General features: G+C 68.8%; 17 protein-coding genes. 11 read left to right on the top strand and 6 right to left on the bottom strand.

What is annotated here, in order from left to right; translation table 11 throughout:
* Positions 1 to 58 precede the first annotated feature (58 nt).
* Together ABD255_RS28200 and ABD255_RS28205 are read right to left on the bottom strand one after the other, a co-directional pair.
* Positions 59 to 469, bottom strand: coding sequence for an aldo/keto reductase (locus ABD255_RS28200; protein WP_344219579.1), 411 nt, complete (start codon positions 467 to 469; stop codon positions 59 to 61).
* A gap of 60 nt (positions 470 to 529) precedes the next feature.
* Positions 530 to 1714 carry an MFS transporter gene (locus tag ABD255_RS28205; protein WP_344219243.1) on the bottom strand — a complete coding sequence of 395 codons (1185 nt, stop codon included), beginning with the start codon at positions 1712 to 1714 and terminating at the stop codon, positions 530 to 532.
* 132 nt (positions 1715 to 1846) lie between these two features.
* Between ABD255_RS28205 and ABD255_RS28210 the strand changes: the two genes are divergently transcribed.
* Positions 1847 to 2302 carry a MarR family winged helix-turn-helix transcriptional regulator gene (locus ABD255_RS28210; RefSeq protein ID WP_344219245.1) on the top strand — a complete coding sequence of 152 codons (456 nt, stop codon included), beginning with the start codon at positions 1847 to 1849 and terminating at the stop codon, positions 2300 to 2302.
* 1 nt (position 2303) lies between these two features.
* Here the strand turns inward: ABD255_RS28210 and ABD255_RS28215 are convergent, their stop codons facing one another.
* Entirely contained in the window at positions 2304 to 2708 is a 405-nt protein-coding gene (locus tag ABD255_RS28215) for a MerR family transcriptional regulator (RefSeq protein ID WP_344219246.1), read from the bottom strand.
* Between the two features lie 29 nt (positions 2709 to 2737).
* Here ABD255_RS28215 and ABD255_RS28220 point away from each other — a divergent pair, with 29 nt between their 5' ends.
* From ABD255_RS28220 to ABD255_RS28230, 3 genes are read left to right on the top strand one after another with little or no spacing between them, the layout of a single operon-like run.
* Positions 2738 to 3889 (top strand): MFS transporter, encoded by a 1152-nt coding sequence (locus tag ABD255_RS28220; protein WP_344219247.1) that lies wholly within the window; start codon positions 2738 to 2740, stop codon positions 3887 to 3889.
* 53 nt (positions 3890 to 3942) lie between these two features.
* The gene (locus tag ABD255_RS28225) at positions 3943 to 5325 is read left to right on the top strand and encodes a DUF1800 domain-containing protein (protein WP_344219249.1); all 1383 of its coding nucleotides are present in this window, start codon (positions 3943 to 3945) and stop codon (positions 5323 to 5325) included.
* Positions 5326 to 5333: 8 nt separating this feature from the next.
* The gene (locus ABD255_RS28230) at positions 5334 to 6584 is read left to right on the top strand and encodes a DUF1501 domain-containing protein (protein WP_344219251.1); all 1251 of its coding nucleotides are present in this window, start codon (positions 5334 to 5336) and stop codon (positions 6582 to 6584) included.
* 22 nt (positions 6585 to 6606) lie between these two features.
* Here the strand turns inward: ABD255_RS28230 and ABD255_RS28235 are convergent, their stop codons facing one another.
* Together ABD255_RS28235 and ABD255_RS28240 are read right to left on the bottom strand one after the other, a co-directional pair.
* Entirely contained in the window at positions 6607 to 7968 is a 1362-nt protein-coding gene (locus ABD255_RS28235; protein ID WP_344219253.1) for a sensor histidine kinase, read from the bottom strand.
* Positions 7965 to 8636 (bottom strand): response regulator transcription factor, encoded by a 672-nt coding sequence (locus tag ABD255_RS28240; RefSeq protein ID WP_344219255.1) that lies wholly within the window; start codon positions 8634 to 8636, stop codon positions 7965 to 7967. Before ABD255_RS28240 ends, ABD255_RS28235 begins: the two co-directional genes overlap by 4 nt.
* Positions 8637 to 8744: 108 nt before the next feature.
* Between ABD255_RS28240 and ABD255_RS28245 the strand changes: the two genes are divergently transcribed.
* Positions 8745 to 8924, top strand: coding sequence for a DUF3099 domain-containing protein (locus ABD255_RS28245; RefSeq protein WP_344219257.1), 180 nt, complete (start codon positions 8745 to 8747; stop codon positions 8922 to 8924).
* Here the strand turns inward: ABD255_RS28245 and ABD255_RS28250 are convergent.
* Entirely contained in the window at positions 8878 to 9792 is a 915-nt protein-coding gene (locus ABD255_RS28250; protein WP_344219259.1) for a LysR family transcriptional regulator, read from the bottom strand. The two genes, ABD255_RS28245 and ABD255_RS28250, sit on opposite strands and share 47 nt — an antisense overlap.
* 71 nt (positions 9793 to 9863) lie before the next feature.
* Between ABD255_RS28250 and ABD255_RS28255 the strand changes: the two genes are divergently transcribed.
* The 6 genes from ABD255_RS28255 to ABD255_RS28280 all read left to right on the top strand — a co-directional run bounded on the left by ABD255_RS28255 (position 9864) and on the right by ABD255_RS28280 (position 16497).
* Positions 9864 to 10919 (top strand): SDR family oxidoreductase, encoded by a 1056-nt coding sequence (locus ABD255_RS28255; protein ID WP_344219261.1) that lies wholly within the window; start codon positions 9864 to 9866, stop codon positions 10917 to 10919.
* 24 nt (positions 10920 to 10943) lie between these two features.
* A complete protein-coding gene (locus ABD255_RS28260) occupies positions 10944 to 11546 on the top strand; it encodes a helix-turn-helix domain-containing protein (protein ID WP_344219263.1) in 603 nt (200 codons plus the stop codon).
* Between the two features lie 82 nt (positions 11547 to 11628).
* Entirely contained in the window at positions 11629 to 12801 is a 1173-nt protein-coding gene (locus ABD255_RS28265; RefSeq protein WP_344219265.1) for an NAD(P)/FAD-dependent oxidoreductase, read from the top strand.
* A 62-nt stretch (positions 12802 to 12863) separates the two neighbouring features.
* Complete coding sequence (locus ABD255_RS28270) at positions 12864 to 14600, top strand: FAD-dependent oxidoreductase (protein ID WP_344219267.1); 1737 nt, start codon at positions 12864 to 12866, stop codon at positions 14598 to 14600.
* The gene (locus ABD255_RS28275; RefSeq protein WP_344219269.1) at positions 14597 to 15499 is read left to right on the top strand and encodes a dihydrodipicolinate synthase family protein; all 903 of its coding nucleotides are present in this window, start codon (positions 14597 to 14599) and stop codon (positions 15497 to 15499) included. Before ABD255_RS28270 ends, ABD255_RS28275 begins: the two co-directional genes overlap by 4 nt.
* Complete coding sequence (locus ABD255_RS28280; RefSeq protein ID WP_344219271.1) at positions 15496 to 16497, top strand: proline racemase family protein; 1002 nt, start codon at positions 15496 to 15498, stop codon at positions 16495 to 16497. Before ABD255_RS28275 ends, ABD255_RS28280 begins: the two co-directional genes overlap by 4 nt.
* The last annotated feature ends 22 nt before the right edge of the window (positions 16498 to 16519 follow it).

Consider the following 16519-nt stretch of genomic DNA (forward strand, 5'->3'; position numbering starts at 1 on the left):
GCGTCACCGGACAAAACGCCCGGGACCAACTTAAGCAACGAATTTCAGAAGCAGGACACTAGGCGACGTTGAAGGTGTTCGGGTCGGGGCCGGTCCGCTCGTCGCGGTCCAGCGAGGACAGGGCGGTCAGGTCGGCCTCGGTGAGGGTGAAACCGAAGACGTCGAGGTTCTCCGCGATCCGCGACGGAGTGACCGACTTGGGGATGACGATGGTGCCGCGCTGGAGGTGCCAGCGCAGTACGACCTGGGCGGGGGTTCGGTCGTAGGTCTCCGCGAGCTTCCGGACGGCCGGTTCCGAGAGCAGCGAACCGCCCTTGGCCAACGGACTCCAGGCTTCCGTCGCGATCCCATGCTCGTTGCCATAGGCCCGTACCTCGGACTGAACCAGGTACGGGTGGAGCTCGACCTGGTTGACCGCGGGGACGACGGAGGCGTGGTCTCCGCGTCGGGGACCTGGAAGACGCCGAATCCGACCTGCGGCATCTCGACGCCGTTGTTGAGTTTCACGGTGGGGATCATCAGATGTCCTTCAGACAGTGGTGAGAACGGGCTCGGTGGAACCGGCGGTGCGCCGGCGGCGGTCCAGCAAGCCGGAGGTCAGTGCGACACCGAGACCGGCGACGGCCAGTGCCGCGCCGACCCAGTTGGGAGCGGTGTATCCGAGGCCGTGCTCGATGGTGAGACCGCCCAGGTAGGCGCCGATCGCGTTGCCGAGGTTGAAGGCGGCGATGTTCGCCGCCGAGGCGAGCGCCGGAGCGCCCGGCGCCTTGTCCATCACGCGCTTCTGCAGCGGCGCCACGGTCGCGAACCCGGCCGCGCCGAACAACGCGATCGTCACCGCGGCCGGCACCTGCGCGTGAGCGGTGAAGACGAACACCACCAGTACCGCGGCCAGCAGCGCGAGGATCACGTACAGGCTCGGCATCAACGATCGGTCGGCCGCCTTGCCGCCGAGCAGGTTCCCCACCACCAGGCCGCCGCCGAACAGCACCAGCAGCCAGGTGACGGCGCCGGACGAGAAGCCGGCCACCTCGGTCATCATCGGCGCGATGTAGGTGAACGAGGCGAACACCCCGGCGAATCCCAGCGCGGTCATCGCCAGTGCGAGCCAGACCTGCAGGTTGCGGAACACGGCCAGTTCGCTGCGCAGCCCGGGTCCTTCACCGACGTGCTGCTTCGGGACCAGGAAGAGGATGCCGAGCAGCCCGACGACGCCGAGCACCGTCACCGCCCAGAAGGTGGACCGCCAGCCGAACTGCTGGCCGAGCGCGGTCCCACCGGGAACGCCGAGCACGTTCGCCACGGTCAGCCCGGTGAACATCAACGCGATCGCGCCGGCCTGCTTCTCCTTGGCGACCAGCGACGCGGCGACCACCGAGCCGACGCCGAAGAAGGCGCCGTGGGCGAGGGCCGCGATGACCCGACCGGTCATCAGGACGCCGTACGAGGGGGCGAGCGCCGAGACCAGGTTGCCCACGATGAAGACACCCATCAGCGACAGCAGGACGGTCTTGCGGGAGATCTTGGAGCCGATCGCGGTGAGCAGTGGCGCCCCGACGACGACGCCGAGGGCGTAGCCGGAGATCAGCAGACCGGCTGAGGGGATGCTGACGTCGAGGTCGGTGGCCACCTCCGGCAGCAGGCCCATGATGACGAACTCGGTGGTGCCGATCCCGAACGCACCGATGGCCAGCGCTAGCAAAGCGGCGGGCATGACTGGGTTTCTCCTTGAATGTAGTCTGGTGACTGTTACCGGCGTCCGCGATAGTTGCACACGCGGACTATTGCACAGGCGTCATACTGCCTCATGCAACGGTATTGTTCAAATGGGGACCGAGGAGGAGCCGTGGGACTACCGGATGACGCCGCCGAGGCGCGGGCCCAGGGATGGCGCACGCTGGCGGCTCTGCACGCCCGGATCGAGGACGAGTTGGAGCGCGCGCTGCAGAAGCAGCACGGGCTGTCCGTCAGCGAGTACAGCGTGCTCGACGTGCTCGCCCGCCAGGACGACTACCACCTGCGAATGAACCAGTTGTCGAACGCGGTCGTCCTGAGCCAGTCCGCGACCACCCGCCTGGTGAACCGCCTGGAGGACCGGGACCTGCTGCAGCGCTACCTCTGCCCGACCGACCGCCGAGGCATCTACACCGAGGTCACCCAGGCCGGCCGCGACCTGCTCGACCAGGCCCAGCCGACGCACGACGCCGTACTGACCGGCGCTCTGGACAAGGCCTCGGAACTACCCGAGCTGTCCCCACTCGTCGACGCCCTCGCGAAACTCGCCCTGCCCGCCAAAGTCTGAGTTACCGCTCTCCTGCATCGCGGAGGGTGAGGACGGCGTCGAGGTACTCGGAGACGGCGTTGCGGTTGCGGGTCAGGCAGCCGATGCGGGTGGTCATCCGGTCGCGCTCCAGTTCGAGGGTCGAGATCATCTCGGGAGTCGCGTCGGGGAAGTGGATCGCTCGCGGCTTGTCCAGGCAGGGCAGGATCTGCTTGATGATGCGGGTCGGCAGGCCGGCGTCGAGTAGGCCACGGACCTGGAGGACTCGGTCCACCATCGGCTCGTCGTAGCTGCGGTAGCCGTTGGTGCAGCGTTCGGAGATGATCAGGCCCTGCTCTTCGTAGTACCGCAGCAGTCGCCGCGGGGTGTCGGTCCGCTCCGACAGTTCGCCGATCCGCATCCTGTTCGCCTCCGACTTGACCTTCACATCGATGTGATGGTTCGAGCATACGACTCATGCGAACCGAGAAACTCCGGCCGGCGCCGCTCGCCGCCCTGACGACGGCCGCCTTCATCACCGTTCTCACCGAGGCCCTGCCAGCCGGTGTGCTGCCGGCGATGAGTGCCGACCTGCACGTCGGCGAACCCGCGATGGGCCAGGCCGTGACGATCTACGCTGTCGGTACTGCGCTCGCCGCCATCCCGCTCTCGGCGGCCACCTCGACGTGGCGGCGTAAACGGCTCCTGCTCACGGGCATCGCGGGCTTCGCCCTGGCGAACACGGTCACCGCGATCGCCACGCAGTACGGGCTCACCATGGTCGCCCGGTTCGTCGCAGGGGTGGCGGCCGGTGTGGTCTGGGCCCTGCTCGCGGGGTACGCGCGACGATTGGCCCCGGAACACCTGCAGGGCAAGGCGATCGCGATCGTGATGGCCGGTATCCCGCTCGCCCTGGCGCTCGGCGTACCGGCGGGCACCTTCCTCGGGGAGGCCGTCGGCTGGCGAGTCACCTTCGGCGCGATAACGGCCATCGCCGTGGCGCTGCTCGGGTGGATCCTCGCGACGGTCCCGGACTTCGAGGGACAACCGCGCGGCGAGCGAATCCCCTTGCTGGCGACGGCTCGCATCCCCGGCGTCACCCCGGTCCTCTTCGTCACCCTCGTCTTCGTCCTCGCTCACACGATCCTCTACACCTACATCGCCACCTACCTCGATCATGTCGGGCTGGGGGATTCGGCCGACGTCGTCCTGCTGGTCTTCGGAGTCGCCTCCGTCCTCAGCATCTGGCTCGTCGGTGCTCACATCGACCGCCGGCTCCGCGTGCTGATGATCACGGCCACCATCCTCTTCGCGGTGGCCGCTGCCTTGCTGGTCAGTCCGGGGCTCGTCTATGTCGCGGCAGCCCTTTGGGGGCTGGGATTCGGCGGCGTTCCCACTCTGCTCCAGACTGCCGCGGGTCAGGCCGCGGGTTCGGCTGCGGACACCGCACAGGCCATGCTCGTCACGTTGTGGAACGTCGCGATGGCGGCCGGAGGAGTGATCGGTGGGGTGCTGCTCGGCGTGGCCGGGGCTGGGGCGTTTCCCTGGACCGCGTTTGTGCTCGCGCTCCCTGTACTGGTTGTTGTGGTGAGGGGATTCCAGAGCCGGGTCCGGCTGTGGGTTGGCTGAAGATCGCCGCCGGAAGGTGGTGAGGGTGGCCGGGGCTGGACAGGATCGGGGGTATGGGTGAGATCACGGAACGGGCTGCCGTGCGGCGGTTGCAGGACCGGCTGGGGTTCGGGCCTCGGCCGGGGAGTGTGGAGGCCGGTTTCGAGGCGACGCTTGGGCGGTTGCTCAACCCGGCTGCCGACACCGGGCTCGCACCACCGCCTGCTCTGCCGCAGCCGGTGGAGAAAAAGAAAGACAAAGGGAAGGAAAGCAAAGGGAAGGAAGGCAGGGGGAGGGCGGAGCCCGGGACGGCGGAGCGTGGGGAGGGTGAGCCCGGGAAGCCGGACACCGAGGAGGCTAGGGCGGCTCGGAAGGCGGCTAACAAGGCTCGGGCGGCTCAAGAAGTTCAGTTGGCTGTCTGGTGGCTGGATCGGATGGTCGCTGGCGAACGTGCGACCGAGCGGCTGACCTGGTTCTGGCACGGGCACTTCGCGACCAGCAGCCAGAAGGTTCGCAGCCCGCAGTTCATGCTGGCGCAGAACCAGATCCTCCGCGCTCACGCCCGCGGCAGCTTCGCCGAGCTCGCCCAGCGGCTGATCACCGACGCCGCGATGATCCGCTGGCTCGACGGCAACGACAACCGCAAGGGTTCGCCGAACGAGAACCTGGCCCGCGAGTACTTCGAACTCTTCACCCTCGGCATCGGCAACTACACCGAGATCGACGTCTTCGAAGGCGCCCGCGCGCTGACCGGCTGGACCGTACGGCGTACTTCGGCGCAGGCCCGGTTCGTCCCCGCCCGGCACGACTCCGATCCGAAGACCATCCTCGGCCAGACCGGCGACTTCGGCGCGAAGGAGTTCGTCGACCTGGCGCTGGCGAAACCCGAGTCCGCCAAGTTCGTGATCGGCCGGCTCTGGTTCCGGCTGGTCTCCCCGACGCCACCCTCGTCGGCGACCCTCGCCCGGCTGGTCGCGGCGTACGGGACGAAGCGGGACATCGAGGCAGTTCTGCGAGCGATCGTGGTGGAACCTGCCTTCCGCGACAGCGCGTCCGCGATGGTGAAGCAGCCGGTGGAATGGGCCGTCGGCCTGATGCGGGCGCTCAACGTCCGTCCGTCCGGCCTGAACGACAAGATGAAGCTGAGGCTGCTCGCCGGCCTCCGAGGGATGGGTCAGGTGCCGTTCCGGCCGCCAAGTGTGGGCGGCTGGCCGTCGGGCGCGAGCTGGCTGACCACCTCCGCCGGCGTGACCCGGCTGCAGCTCGCGCAACTGCTGGCGAAGCAGGCCGAGCTCGGGCAGTTGCCGAAGGCGAGCGCGCGCGTCGACGGAGTACGGGCGTTGCTCGGGGTCGACGCGTGGACGGACAGAACCCGGAACGCCCTGGCGGGGTTGACGGATCCCGCGCAACTGGTCGCGGTCGCGGCCTGTGCGCCCGAGTACGTTGTGAGCGGTTGAGGAGAACCATGGACAACCTGACCCGACGCCGGTTCCTGACCATGAGCGGAGTCACCGCGGCCGGTGCTCTCGCCGTCGGGGCGACCCAGGTGAGCTGGTCCGACCTGATGAGCGCCGCCGTCGAGAATCCCTTGAGCAGCGAGGATTCCGTCCTCGTGGTGGTCACCCTGTACGGCGGCAACGACGGGCTGAACACGGTCGTCCCCGCGGCCGATCCGGCGTACCAGAAGGCGCGGCCGGACCTGGCGTACCAGCCGGACGAAGTACTCGATCTCGGTGACGGGCTCGGTCTGAATCCCGGGTTGAAGGGCTTGAAGGGGTTGTGGGACGACAAGTCGCTGGCGATCGTGCGTGGGGTCGGGTATCCACAGCCGGATCGCAGTCACTTCCGGTCGATGGCGATCTGGCAGACGGCATCGCCGAAGACTGCCGTCCCGACCGGGTGGCTGGGGCGCTGGCTCGACGCGGCCGGCTCCGATCCGCTGCAGGCTGTGTCGGTGGAGCCGACGCTGCCGCCGTTGCTGGCCGGTGCGACGACGGCGGCAGCATCCCTACCGGTCCGCGGGCTGAAACTCCCCGCCGGAAAGGCCGGTACTGCGTTCGCCGCACTGGGCAAGCCGAGTCCGGGCGAGGAACACTGGCAGGCCCAGGCGGCCAAGTCGCTGGCCGATATCCAGAACGCGGTCCGGGTGCTCGGCGGCGCGGTGCACGATCAGGCCGAGCGCGAGGACGAGGAGGACGAGCAGCGGAACAAGGGTGCCTCGGCGGGCGGTGGATCGCAGCTCGGCGCTCAGTTGGAACTCGTGGCGGGGCTGGTCGAGGCGGGCGTGCCGACGCGCGCGTACTCCGTGTCGCTGGGCGGGTTCGACACGCACGCGGATGAGCGGGGGACGCAGCAGCGGTTGCTGACCGAGCTCGATGGTGCGCTGACGCCGTTCGTGCAGCGGATGCGGAAGAGCGATCGTGGTCGGCAGGTGGTCGTCCTGGTGTACTCCGAGTTCGGCCGCCGGGTGCACGCGAACGGCAGTGACGGGACCGACCACGGCACGGCCGGGCCGCTGTTCATGATCGGCGACAAGGTTCAGGGCGGGTTCTACGGAGCGCAGCCGAGCCTGACCGATCTGTCGAACGGCGATCTGAAGGCGACGACGGACTTCCGCGATGTCTATGGGACTGTCCTGCGGGGTGTGCTGGGCGCCGATGGCGAGCGGATCCTGGACGGTCACACCGGACACGTCGACGGACTGCTCAAGGTCTGAGGACGAAGAGGTGGAGGCCGGATCAGGGCGCCGTAGGGTGTTCAGCGGTGCGGGGGCCGGCGGGCAGCGTCAGCACGAAGGCGGCGCCGGGGCGACCGTCCGGGCGGTCGGTGCAGATCAGTGTGCCGCCGTGAGCCTGGGCGAAACCCCGGGCGATCGGCAGGCCGAGACCGGAGCCGCGGCTGCGCTCGCCGTGGACCAAGCGCTGGAAGACGCGTTCGCGATCGCTCGGCGGAACGCCGGGACCGTTGTCTTGGACAACGACCTGCACGTACTGCGGCGCCTGAGCCGAAGGCCGCTCCTCGGGCCAAGGTGAGGACAGCAACACCTCGATCACCCCCGCATCGCCGGTGGCATGCCTGGCGTTGTCCACGAGATTGGCGAGGATCTGCGTCAGGCGGTCCGGGTCGGCGTTGACCATCAGGTCGGAGCCGAGGATGCGCACAGTGTGGTTGGGTGCGACGAGACGCAGTCGGTCGGCCTGCGCCTGAGCCAGCGCTCGGAGCTGGACGGGTTGGTGACGCAGTACGAGCCCGGCGTCGATTCGGGCCAGTTCCAGCAGGTCGGCGACCAGCGAGCCGGCGCGGCGGGACTCTCGGACCAGGAGCAGTTCGAGTTCCTCGCGGCGCTCGGCCGGGGCGTTGGGGCCGAGCTGGAGGAGAGTCTCGGCAGCCGTCTGAAGGCCCGTGACCGGAGTACGGAGTTCGTGGGCGGCGTCGGCGACGAACTGGCGCAGGTACTGCTCGGAGCCGCGGGCCGTCCGCTCCGCGCCCTCCAGCGAGTCGAGCATCTCGTCGAACGCGGCCGCGGTCCGGCCGAGCTCGGTGTCGGTGCGCGTCGGCTGCAATCGACCACCTCGGCGACCGGCGGCGATCGAACGCGCCAACGACGTCATCGCGTCCAGAGGCGCCAGCGCGAAGCGCATACCGAGAATCAACGCGAGGGCTGTGATCACTACCGCGGCGGCGCCGGAGAGCAGCAGAACCCGTTGCAGGGTTCGGCTTGCGCCTTCGAGGAGTGAGGTATCGGCAGAGAGCAGCAGTGTCGCACCGCGCGTCCGTTGCCCGCCCTGCAAGGTGACGCGCACCTGACGGATCTCACCGGTCGGCACGACCTCGGGAGCGCCGAGTTGCTGGCCGTTGCGCAGGATGAGCGTGACCCGGATCCCGTCCGCGTCGATGCGCCGGACCAACGCGGCGGGAGCGACGTTCTGCCGCGCCAGTTGCTGGGCGAGTTGGGCGCGACCGTTGAGCAGGGTGTTGAGATTGCGCTCTGCCTGCGCGTCGAAGATCGCCTTGACCGCGAGGCCGGTGATCGGCAGCACCACCAGCAGAACCACCAACGCCGTCAGCGTCACCCGCCGCCGCAGCGACACCGTGTTCACGCGTCCTCCCCGGCGCTGCGCAGGATGTAGCCGGCGCCGCGGATGGTGTGGAGCAACGCGGGGCTGCCCAGCTTGCGGCGCAGCGCGCTGACGTGGACCTCGACCAGATTGGCGGCGTAGTCGTCGTAGCCCCAGACGGCCGCGAGAAGCTGCGCCTTGCCGACCACCTTCTCGTGCCTCCCGGCGAGGAAGGTCAGCAGCTTCAGCTCGGTCGCGGTCAGCTCGATCGGCCGGCCGGCCCGAGTCACCGAGCTGGCCTCGACATCGATCACCAGGTCGTCGATCTCGAGCACGGTCCGCAGCCGGCCCATCCGGCGCAGTACGGCCTCGACGCGGGCGATCAGCTCGGCGAGGACGAACGGCTTGACCACATAGTCGTCGGCTCCGGTTCGCAGTCCGTGCAGCCGGTCCTCGACCGCGTCCCGCGCGGTCAGCAGCACGATGCCGGCGTTCGAGACCTGCCGGACCACCTCCAGCAATTCGAATCCGTCGCGGCCGGGCAGCATCACGTCCAGGAGGACGAGGTCGGGCCGGAAGCCGGCCAGGTCGCGTTCGAGACTCTCGCCGTCCGCACGGGTCAGCACCTCGCAACCGGCCTCTTCCAGGGCGATCCCGACGGCGGTCCGGATCGCCTCCGCGTCCTCGACCACCAGGACCCTCGCCACCATCCGCCCATCGTGCCACCTGCGGCTGTCCCGGCCCGGCTTTCGCGGTGGCGCCTTCAGCGCACCTTCAGGTTGGCCGGGTGGGAGACTTGTAGCGGAAGGGAGCTCGGGATGAAGCGTCCGGACCGGCGCAAGGCCTACTACTGGCTGATGGGCACCTGCCTGACCCTGATCGGGCTCGCCTGGTTCGTCGTCCGCCACTTCTCCGTCCCGGCCGCCATCGGCATGAGCGCCGTCGCCGCCGTCATCCCGCCGGTCGCCGTGATCCTCGCGAACTGGCCCGAGGACTGAGCCACCGGCCGCCCGCCAGTACGTCGATGAACGCGGCCGCGAGCGGGTCGGGCTCACCGCGGGTGTACGCCGTCAGAGTTCGACGGACGGGCGGCCGCGGTCGCAGTACGTGGCCCTCGAAGCCGGGCGGCAGGATGTTCGACGGGACGAGGGCAGGGCCGAGCCCGGCAGCCGCCAGCGCGGGAGCCGCCGCCGTCTGCTCAGTCCGTACTGCGGCGCGCGGCTCGAACCCGGCCCGTGCACAAGCAGCATCCAGTACGTCGGCCAATCCGTGGCCCGGCACGTAGTGGACCCAGCTCCGGTCCGCCAGATCCTCGAGCCGGATGGTCTTCCGCTGAGCCGCCGGGTCGTCGGGCGCTACGACCACCACGAGCTCCTCCTCGCCCAGGACCCGGGTGGCTCCCGACCAGTTGGCCGGGGCAGGTCCCACGGCGAGGTCGGCCTGACCACTGCTCATTGCTTCCGTGAGTTCGTCGGTGTGCCGGTGCTCGAACAACCTGATCCCCACCTGCGGGTGGCGCCGCCGCCAGGCCTTCAACGCGGCCGGGAGGATGCCGAGGCTGATCGAGTACAGCGTGGCGATCTGTAGTTCGCCGACCTCCAGCCCGGCGGCCTGACGGGCGGCGCAGCGGGCTCGCTCGGCGTCGGCCAACGCGGCGCGAGCGTGCGGGAGCATCGCGCGCCCGGTCGGGGTCAGCCGGATCGCCCGGGGGAGTCGCTCCAGCAGAGGACTGCCGGACGACCGCTCCAGGGCGCGGATCTGGTGCGACAGGGCCGGCTGGGTCACGTGCAGCAACTCTGCGGCCCTGGTGAACGAGCCCTCGTCGACGACGGCGACCAGATATTCGAGCTGCCGCAGGGTTGCCATGAACTGAGCTTATGGGATCGGTCAAAACTATGCCTTGGACTTATCCACAGCTCTACCCACAGAGTGTGGATATGAACGAGAAGAAGGTCGCGCTGGTGGTCGGAGCGCGCGGAGTGATCGGCACCAACCTGGTCGAGTACCTCGAGACGCTGCCGGACTGGCGGGTGATCGGTCTGTCCAGGCGCGGCGGAACGGACAGCGAGCGGGTTCGGCACGTCCCGGTCGATCTGCTGGATCCTGACGACACCCGGGCGAAGCTGTCCGGGCTGGCCGAGGTGACGCACGTCTTCTACGTCGCGTACCAGGACCGGCCGACCTGGGCCGAGCTGGTGGCCCCTAACCTGGCCATGCTGGTGAATGTCGTCGACGCGATCGAACCGGTCGCCGCCGGACTGCAGCACGTGAGCCTGATGCAGGGATACAAGGTTTACGGAGCCCACCTCGGGCCGTTCAAAACCCCTGCCCGGGAAGACGATCCGCCGCATCTGCCGCCGGAGTTCAACGTCGACCAGCAGCGGTTCCTGGAGGAGCGCGCAGCGGCCGGCAAGTGGAACTGGTCCGCCCTGCGTCCCTCGGTGGTCGGTGGCGTTGCCTTGGGCAACCCGATGAACCTGGCCGTCGCGATCGCCGTGTACGCGTCGATCTCGAAGGAGCTCGGCGTACCGCTGCGCTTCCCGGGCAAACCCGGCGCCTACGACAGCCTGCTGGAGATGACGGATGCCGGGCTGCTGGCGAAGGCGACCGTCTGGGCGGCCACTTCGCCCGCCGCGGCGAACCAGGCGTTCAACATCACGAACGGCGACCTGTTCCGCTGGAACGAGCTCTGGCCGAAGCTGGCCCGCTGGTTCGACCTGGAGGCGGCGCCGCCGCTGCAGATGCCGCTGCAGGACGTGATGGCGGACAAGGAGCCGCTGTGGAAGCAGCTGCAGGCGACCCACGGACTCGCGGCGACGTCGTACGGCGAAGTGTCTTCCTGGGGGTTCGCCGACTTCGTCTTCGGCTGGGACTACGACTTCTTCGCCGACGGCTCGAAGGCGCGCCGGGCCGGCTTCCACGAGTACGTCGACACCGAGGCGATGTTCCTCGGCATCTTCGCGGACCTGCGCCGCCGCCGGATCATTCCCTGATCGATTTATGACATGCTCCGGGCTGTGGCAGCGCATGGAGCAGGGCAGACGCAGGGGGCCGGGCGGGTGCTCGGGGCGAACCTGCGGGCTCGCCGCGACGATCAGGGCATCTCGCTGTCGGAGCTGGCCCGGCGGTCCGGGATCGCCAAGGGCACGCTGTCGCAACTGGAGTCCGGCGCGGGCAATCCGACGATTGAGACAGTGTTCAGTCTGTCGAACGCTCTAGGTGTTCCGGTGTCGTCCCTGCTGAGCGAGGCGCCGTCGTCCGACGTGGTGCTGGTCCGGTCCGCCGAGCTCGCCGTGCTGAGCGGCGACGCCGTCGACCTGCGGATGCTGCGCCGGCTCGAGAATCCCGGGGCGCTGCTGGAGATCTACGACCAGCAGATCCGGCCGGGGAAGGTCCAGCACTCGGACGGGCATCCCGGGACGGAGCATCACGTCGTTCTTTCCGGGCGGCTGCGGATCACCGCGCAGGGTCGCGAGCACGAACTCGGCGCCGGTGACTACCTCGCCTTCCGGGCCGGCTCCGCGCATCAGTACGAGGCTCTCGACGACCTGGTCCGGTCGGTCCTACTGCTCGAGTACCCGCCGGATGTCCACCCGGTGCCGATCGACGACCTGCACTAGTGCCGCGTAGGCGTTGACCGGGTGCCGGTCGGAGTCGTACGCTCGAATCGTTCATTTTACTGAACGCTAGCGAGGTGTGCGGATGTCCGTGGCGACCGGCTACGACGTGATCGTCGTGGGAGCGGGGATCGTCGGTGCTGCCTGCGCCGAGGCCCTGTCGGCGGCCGGCGTCCGCGTCCTGGTGATCGATCGTGGTGCTGCTTCAGGTGGGACCACCGCGGCCGGCGAAGGCAACATCCTGGTCTCCGACAAGGAGCCCGGCCCGGAGTTGGACCTGGCGATCGCGTCGCGCGCGGAGTGGCCCGCAGTACTGGGGCGGCTGCCTGAAGAGGTGGCTGACGTGGAGTGGGAGCCGAAGGGCGGGCTGGTCGTCGCGACCGGTGAACCCGCCTTGCTGGACGCGTTCGCTGCGACACAACGAGCCGCCGGGGTGGACGCTCGGGTGATCACGCCGGCTGACGCGTTCGAGCTTGAGCCGTTGCTCACTCGGGCGGTGACCACCGCCGTGTATTACCCGGACGACGCGCAGTTGCAGCCTGTGCTCGCGGCGACGGCGCTGCTGGCCGCAGTACGGGCTCGGGGTGGGGTCGTGCAGGTCGGAGTCAACGCCTTGGGCGTACTGCGTTCCGCGGCCGGCCGGGTGGTTGGGCTCGAGACCGGCGACGAGGTCATCCCATGCCAAGCCGTGGTGAACGCGTGTGGGCCGTGGGCCGGGGCGTTCAGTCAACTGGCCGGTGGGCCGATCCAGATCCTGCCGCGGCGCGGGATGATCCTGGTCACGGCGCCGCTGCCTGTCTGTGTGCGGCACAAGGTCTACGACGCGGACTATGTGGGCGCGGTCGGCAGCGGTGAGGCGGATCTGCAGACGTCGACGGTGATCGAGTCCACTCGCGCCGGGACCGTGCTGATCGGGTCCAGCCGGGAGCGGATCGGGTTCGACGAGGCGATCCGGGTGAAGGTGCTGCGGGAACTGGCGCGGAAAGCCGTCGGGCTGTTCCCGTTTCTCGGTGAGGTGTCGGTGATGCGCGCGTACGGCGGGTTCCGGCCGTACGCGCCTGATCATCTGCCGGTGATCGGGGCCGATCCCCGGGTGGACGGTCTCTGGCACGCGACCGGGCACGAAGGGGCTGGTATCGGTTTGGCTGCTTCGACCGGTCGGTTGATCACCGAGCTGTTCCTGGGGTTGAACACTCACGTCGATGCCACGCCGTTCCGGGTGGATCGGCCGGCGTTGCTGGGGGTGGTGGCGTCGTGAGTCCTTATCTGCGTTCTGCTGAAGGTGATCCGGCTGGGACTCGGCCTGGCGCTCCTATCAGCGTGGTCGTCGATGGGGAATCCGTCGAGGCGCTGCCTGGGCAGTCGGTCGCGGCTGTCTTGATGGCTGCGGGGCGCGATTCTTGGCGTACTACTCGCAACGCCGGGAGGCCGCGGGGTGTGTTCTGCGGGATCGGTGCTTGCTTCGACTGCTTGGTCACCGTTAACGGCACGCCGGATGTTCGAGCTTGCCAGCGGGTTGTTCAGCCTGACGACAGCATCAGCTCTCAGCCCGGCGCTGTGCTTCCTTCCGCTGACTCCGGCTCCATCCGGCCCCGGCGCGAGTCCTCTGATTCGGCCGCTCGGTTCGTACGCGGCGTGGTGGTTGTTGGCGCTGGGCCGGCTGGAATGGAGGCGGCTGTGGCTGCTGCTTCCGCGGGGGTTGAGGTGCTGCTGGTTGATGCTGCGCCTGCGGTGGGTGGTCAGTTCAATCGGCAGTTGCCTACGGAGTTTCACGCGCGGCGGCCGGAGCGGCTACAGCATGGGTGGGGTGCGTTTGTTCGGTTGCGGGATCGGATCGCTGCCGATGAGCGGATCGACCACCTGACCAGTACTTCGGTGTGGGCGCTCGAGCGGGGATCGGGTCGTACGCGGCTGTGGTTGCAGCGGGGACCTGCTGATGCGAGTGGGCGGGAGATCTTCGCTGTCGAGGCGCCGGCTGTTGTGCTGGCGACGGGGGCCTATGACCGGGTGTTGCCGTTTCCTGGGTGGGATCTGCCGGGGGTTTACAGCGCGGGGGCTGCGCAGGCGTTGGCGAAGGGTCAGCGGATTGCTATTGGTCGTCGGGTGGTGGTCGCTGGTACTGGGCCGTTCTTGTTGCCGGTGGCGGAGTCGCTGATCGGCGTCGGCGCCGAGGTGGTCGAGCTGCTCGAGGCGAATCGTCCGTCGACTGTCGCGCGAGGTTGGCTGTCTGATCCTTTGGTTGCCGTTAGCAAGCTCGCTGAAGCCGGTGGGTACGCCCGGTTGCTTGCTGGTCGCCGGATTCCTCTGAGGCACGGCCGGACCGTCATCGCGGCCCACGGCACGGACCGGGTGGAGGCCGTCACCACTGCGCGCCTGGACAACAATTGGACGCCGATCCGCGGTACCGAACGCCGCGTCGAGGTGGACGCCGTTTGTCTAGGCTTCGGCTTCACCCCACAACTCGAATTGGCACTTTCCGCCCGCTGCAAGCTCGGCACAGGCCCCGACGGAGCCTCCGCAGTCATCGTCGACGCCAACCAACAAACCACCACCCCCGGCATCTACGCCGCCGGCGAACTAACCGGCATAGGTGGCGCCGCCTTAGCCGCCACCGAAGGCCAAATCGCCGGAGCCTCCGCAGCTGCCTTAGCAGGAGCCTCGGATGCGGCAACTGCGGAAGCATCAAGTAGTACGCCGTTCTCTGTGCCGGCTGAGCTTTGGAAGCGGGTGGTCCGAGGTAGGCGGTTTGCGGTGGCGTTGGCTAGGGCTTATCCGGTGATGCCGGGGTGGAAGAGCTGGAGTGATGGCGGCACGTTGGTGTGTCGGTGTGAGGAGGTTTCCCGGGGGGCGCTTGAGGGTGTGGTTAGCCGGCGGGAGGTGGGTGGGGGGAGAAGTTTCGCCTTGAGTAGTCGGGTGGGGCTTGGGTTGTGTCAGGGGCGGGTTTGTGCTCGGACCGCGGGGGAGCTTGCGGGGGTTCAGCAGTCTGACAACCGGCCGATCGCGCAGCCGGTGCGACTTGAAGATCTGGCAAAAGCCGAAATTCTGGAGGACTTGTGAGTGAGAAGCTGGATGGCGTCATCGTCGCCACCGCGTTGCCGTACGCCGAGGACGCCGCCGCGCCGGCGGGGCTTCGGCCTGACTACGACCGGTACGCCGAGCACTGCCGCTGGTTGATCGACAGCGGGTGCCGCGGTGTCGGGCCGAACGGGTCGCTCGGGGAGTACTCCTCGCTGACCGACGAGGAGCGGCGCAAGGTGGCGCAGACCGCGATCGAGACTGTCGGTGACGACGGGATCGTGGTGGTCGGAGTGCACGGGGCCGGTGCGCACCAGGCTCGGGCGTGGGCGGAGAAGGCGGCGGAGGACGGTGCGCACGGCGTACTGTGCCTGCCGCCGACCATGTACCGCGCGAACCGTGGCGAGGTCATCCACCACTACACCGAGGTCGCCAAGGTCGGACTGCCGGTGATGGTCTACAACAACCCGCTCGACACGAAGGTCGACCTGACTCCCGACCTGCTGGGTGAGCTCGCGCAGATCGAGAACATCGTTGCGGTGAAGGAGTTTTCCGGTGACGTCCGGCGGATCCTGGAGATTCGTGAGCAGGCGCCGAGCCTCACCGTCGTCGCGGGCGCGGACGACCTGACGCTGGAGGCGCTGCTGATGGGCGCGACCGGCTGGTTCGCCGGCTTCCCGAACGTGTTCCCGGCCGAGTCCGTCAAGCTCTTCAACCTCGCGCTCCAGGGTGAGCTGGAGGCGGCGCGTACCCTGTACGAGCCGCTGGTCGCCTCGTTCCGGTGGGACTCCAGGGTGGAGTTCGTGCAGGCGATCAAGTACGGCATGGACTACGTTGGCCGGTACGGCGGCCCCTGCCGCCCGCCGCGTGGGCCGCTCGTGCCGGAGCACCTGGCCCAGTTGGAGCTGGACATGAAGAAAGCAGTGGAGTCCTTGCGATGAGGTCAGTCCGCACCCTGAGCGCGATCGACTCGCACACCGAGGGGATGCCGACCCGCGTCATCACCGGCGGCGTCGGCGTCATCCCCGGCGCGACGATGGCCGAGCGGCGGCTGCACTTCCTCGAGCACGACGACGACCTGCGGCTGTTCCTGATGAACGAGCCGCGCGGGCATTCGGCGATGAGCGGCGCCATCCTGCAGCCGCCGACCCGCCCCGACGCGGACTGGGGCGTGCTCTACATCGAGGTGTCGGGCTGCCTGCCGATGTGCGGCCACGGCACCATCGGGGTGGCGACGGTGCTGGTCGAGTCGGGCATGGTCGAGGTGACCGAGCCGCTCACCCGGGTGCGGCTGGACACGCCGGCCGGCCTGGTCGTCGCAGAAGTTGCGGTGAGCAACGGCCGCGCCGAGCACGTGACGATCCAGAACGTGCCGGCCTACTCGCACGCGCTGGACGCGACGGTGAAGGTCGACGGCCTCGGCGAGGTCACCTACGACCTGGCCTACGGCGGCAACTTCTACGCGATCCTGCCGCTTGAGCAGCTCGGCATCCCCTTCGACCGGTCGGAGAAGGACCGGATCCTGAAGGCCGGGCTGGACATCATGGACGCGATCAACGCCTCGGACCGGCCGGTGCATCCGCTCGATCCGGGCATCCACAGCTGCAAGCACGTCCAGTTCACCGCTCCCGGCGAGAACGGCGCGCATTCCCGCAACGCGATGGCGATCCATCCCGGCTGGTTCGACCGCTCACCCTGCGGTACCGGCACCTGCGCGCGGATGGCTCAGTTGCACGCCCGCGGCGAGCTCGGCCTGCACGAGGACTTCGTCAACGAGTCCTTCATCGGCACGCGCTTCACCGGCCGGCTGCTGTCGGAAACGGCGGTAGGCGACCGCCAGGGCCTGGTACCGACGGTCACCGGCCGGGCCTGGATCACCGGCATGGGCCAGTACCTGCTCGACCCCGACGACCCGTTCCCCACCGGCTTCGTTCTCTGAGCCGCCTGAGCCACCTGAGCCG

This window comes from Kribbella sancticallisti (assembly GCF_039530625.1).
GTDB classification, from domain to species: Bacteria; Actinomycetota; Actinomycetes; order Propionibacteriales; family Kribbellaceae; genus Kribbella; species Kribbella sancticallisti.

Bases quoted from the DNA above. Each gene is read 5' to 3' on its own strand.
- ABD255_RS28205 (WP_344219243.1), bottom strand. From the start codon at position 1,714: ATGCCCGCCGCTTTGCTAGCGCTGGCCATCGGTGCGTTCGGGATCGGC.
- ABD255_RS28220 (WP_344219247.1), top strand. From the start codon at position 2,738: ATGCGAACCGAGAAACTCCGGCCGGCGCCGCTCGCCGCCCTGACGACG.
- ABD255_RS28225 (WP_344219249.1), top strand. From the start codon at position 3,943: ATGGGTGAGATCACGGAACGGGCTGCCGTGCGGCGGTTGCAGGACCGG.
- ABD255_RS28230 (WP_344219251.1), top strand. From the start codon at position 5,334: ATGGACAACCTGACCCGACGCCGGTTCCTGACCATGAGCGGAGTCACC.
- ABD255_RS28240 (WP_344219255.1), bottom strand. From the start codon at position 8,636: ATGGTGGCGAGGGTCCTGGTGGTCGAGGACGCGGAGGCGATCCGGACC.
- ABD255_RS28245 (WP_344219257.1), top strand. From the start codon at position 8,745: ATGAAGCGTCCGGACCGGCGCAAGGCCTACTACTGGCTGATGGGCACC.
- ABD255_RS28250 (WP_344219259.1), bottom strand. From the start codon at position 9,792: ATGGCAACCCTGCGGCAGCTCGAATATCTGGTCGCCGTCGTCGACGAG.
- ABD255_RS28255 (WP_344219261.1), top strand. From the start codon at position 9,864: ATGAACGAGAAGAAGGTCGCGCTGGTGGTCGGAGCGCGCGGAGTGATC.
- ABD255_RS28265 (WP_344219265.1), top strand. From the start codon at position 11,629: ATGTCCGTGGCGACCGGCTACGACGTGATCGTCGTGGGAGCGGGGATC.
- ABD255_RS28280 (WP_344219271.1), top strand. From the start codon at position 15,496: ATGAGGTCAGTCCGCACCCTGAGCGCGATCGACTCGCACACCGAGGGG.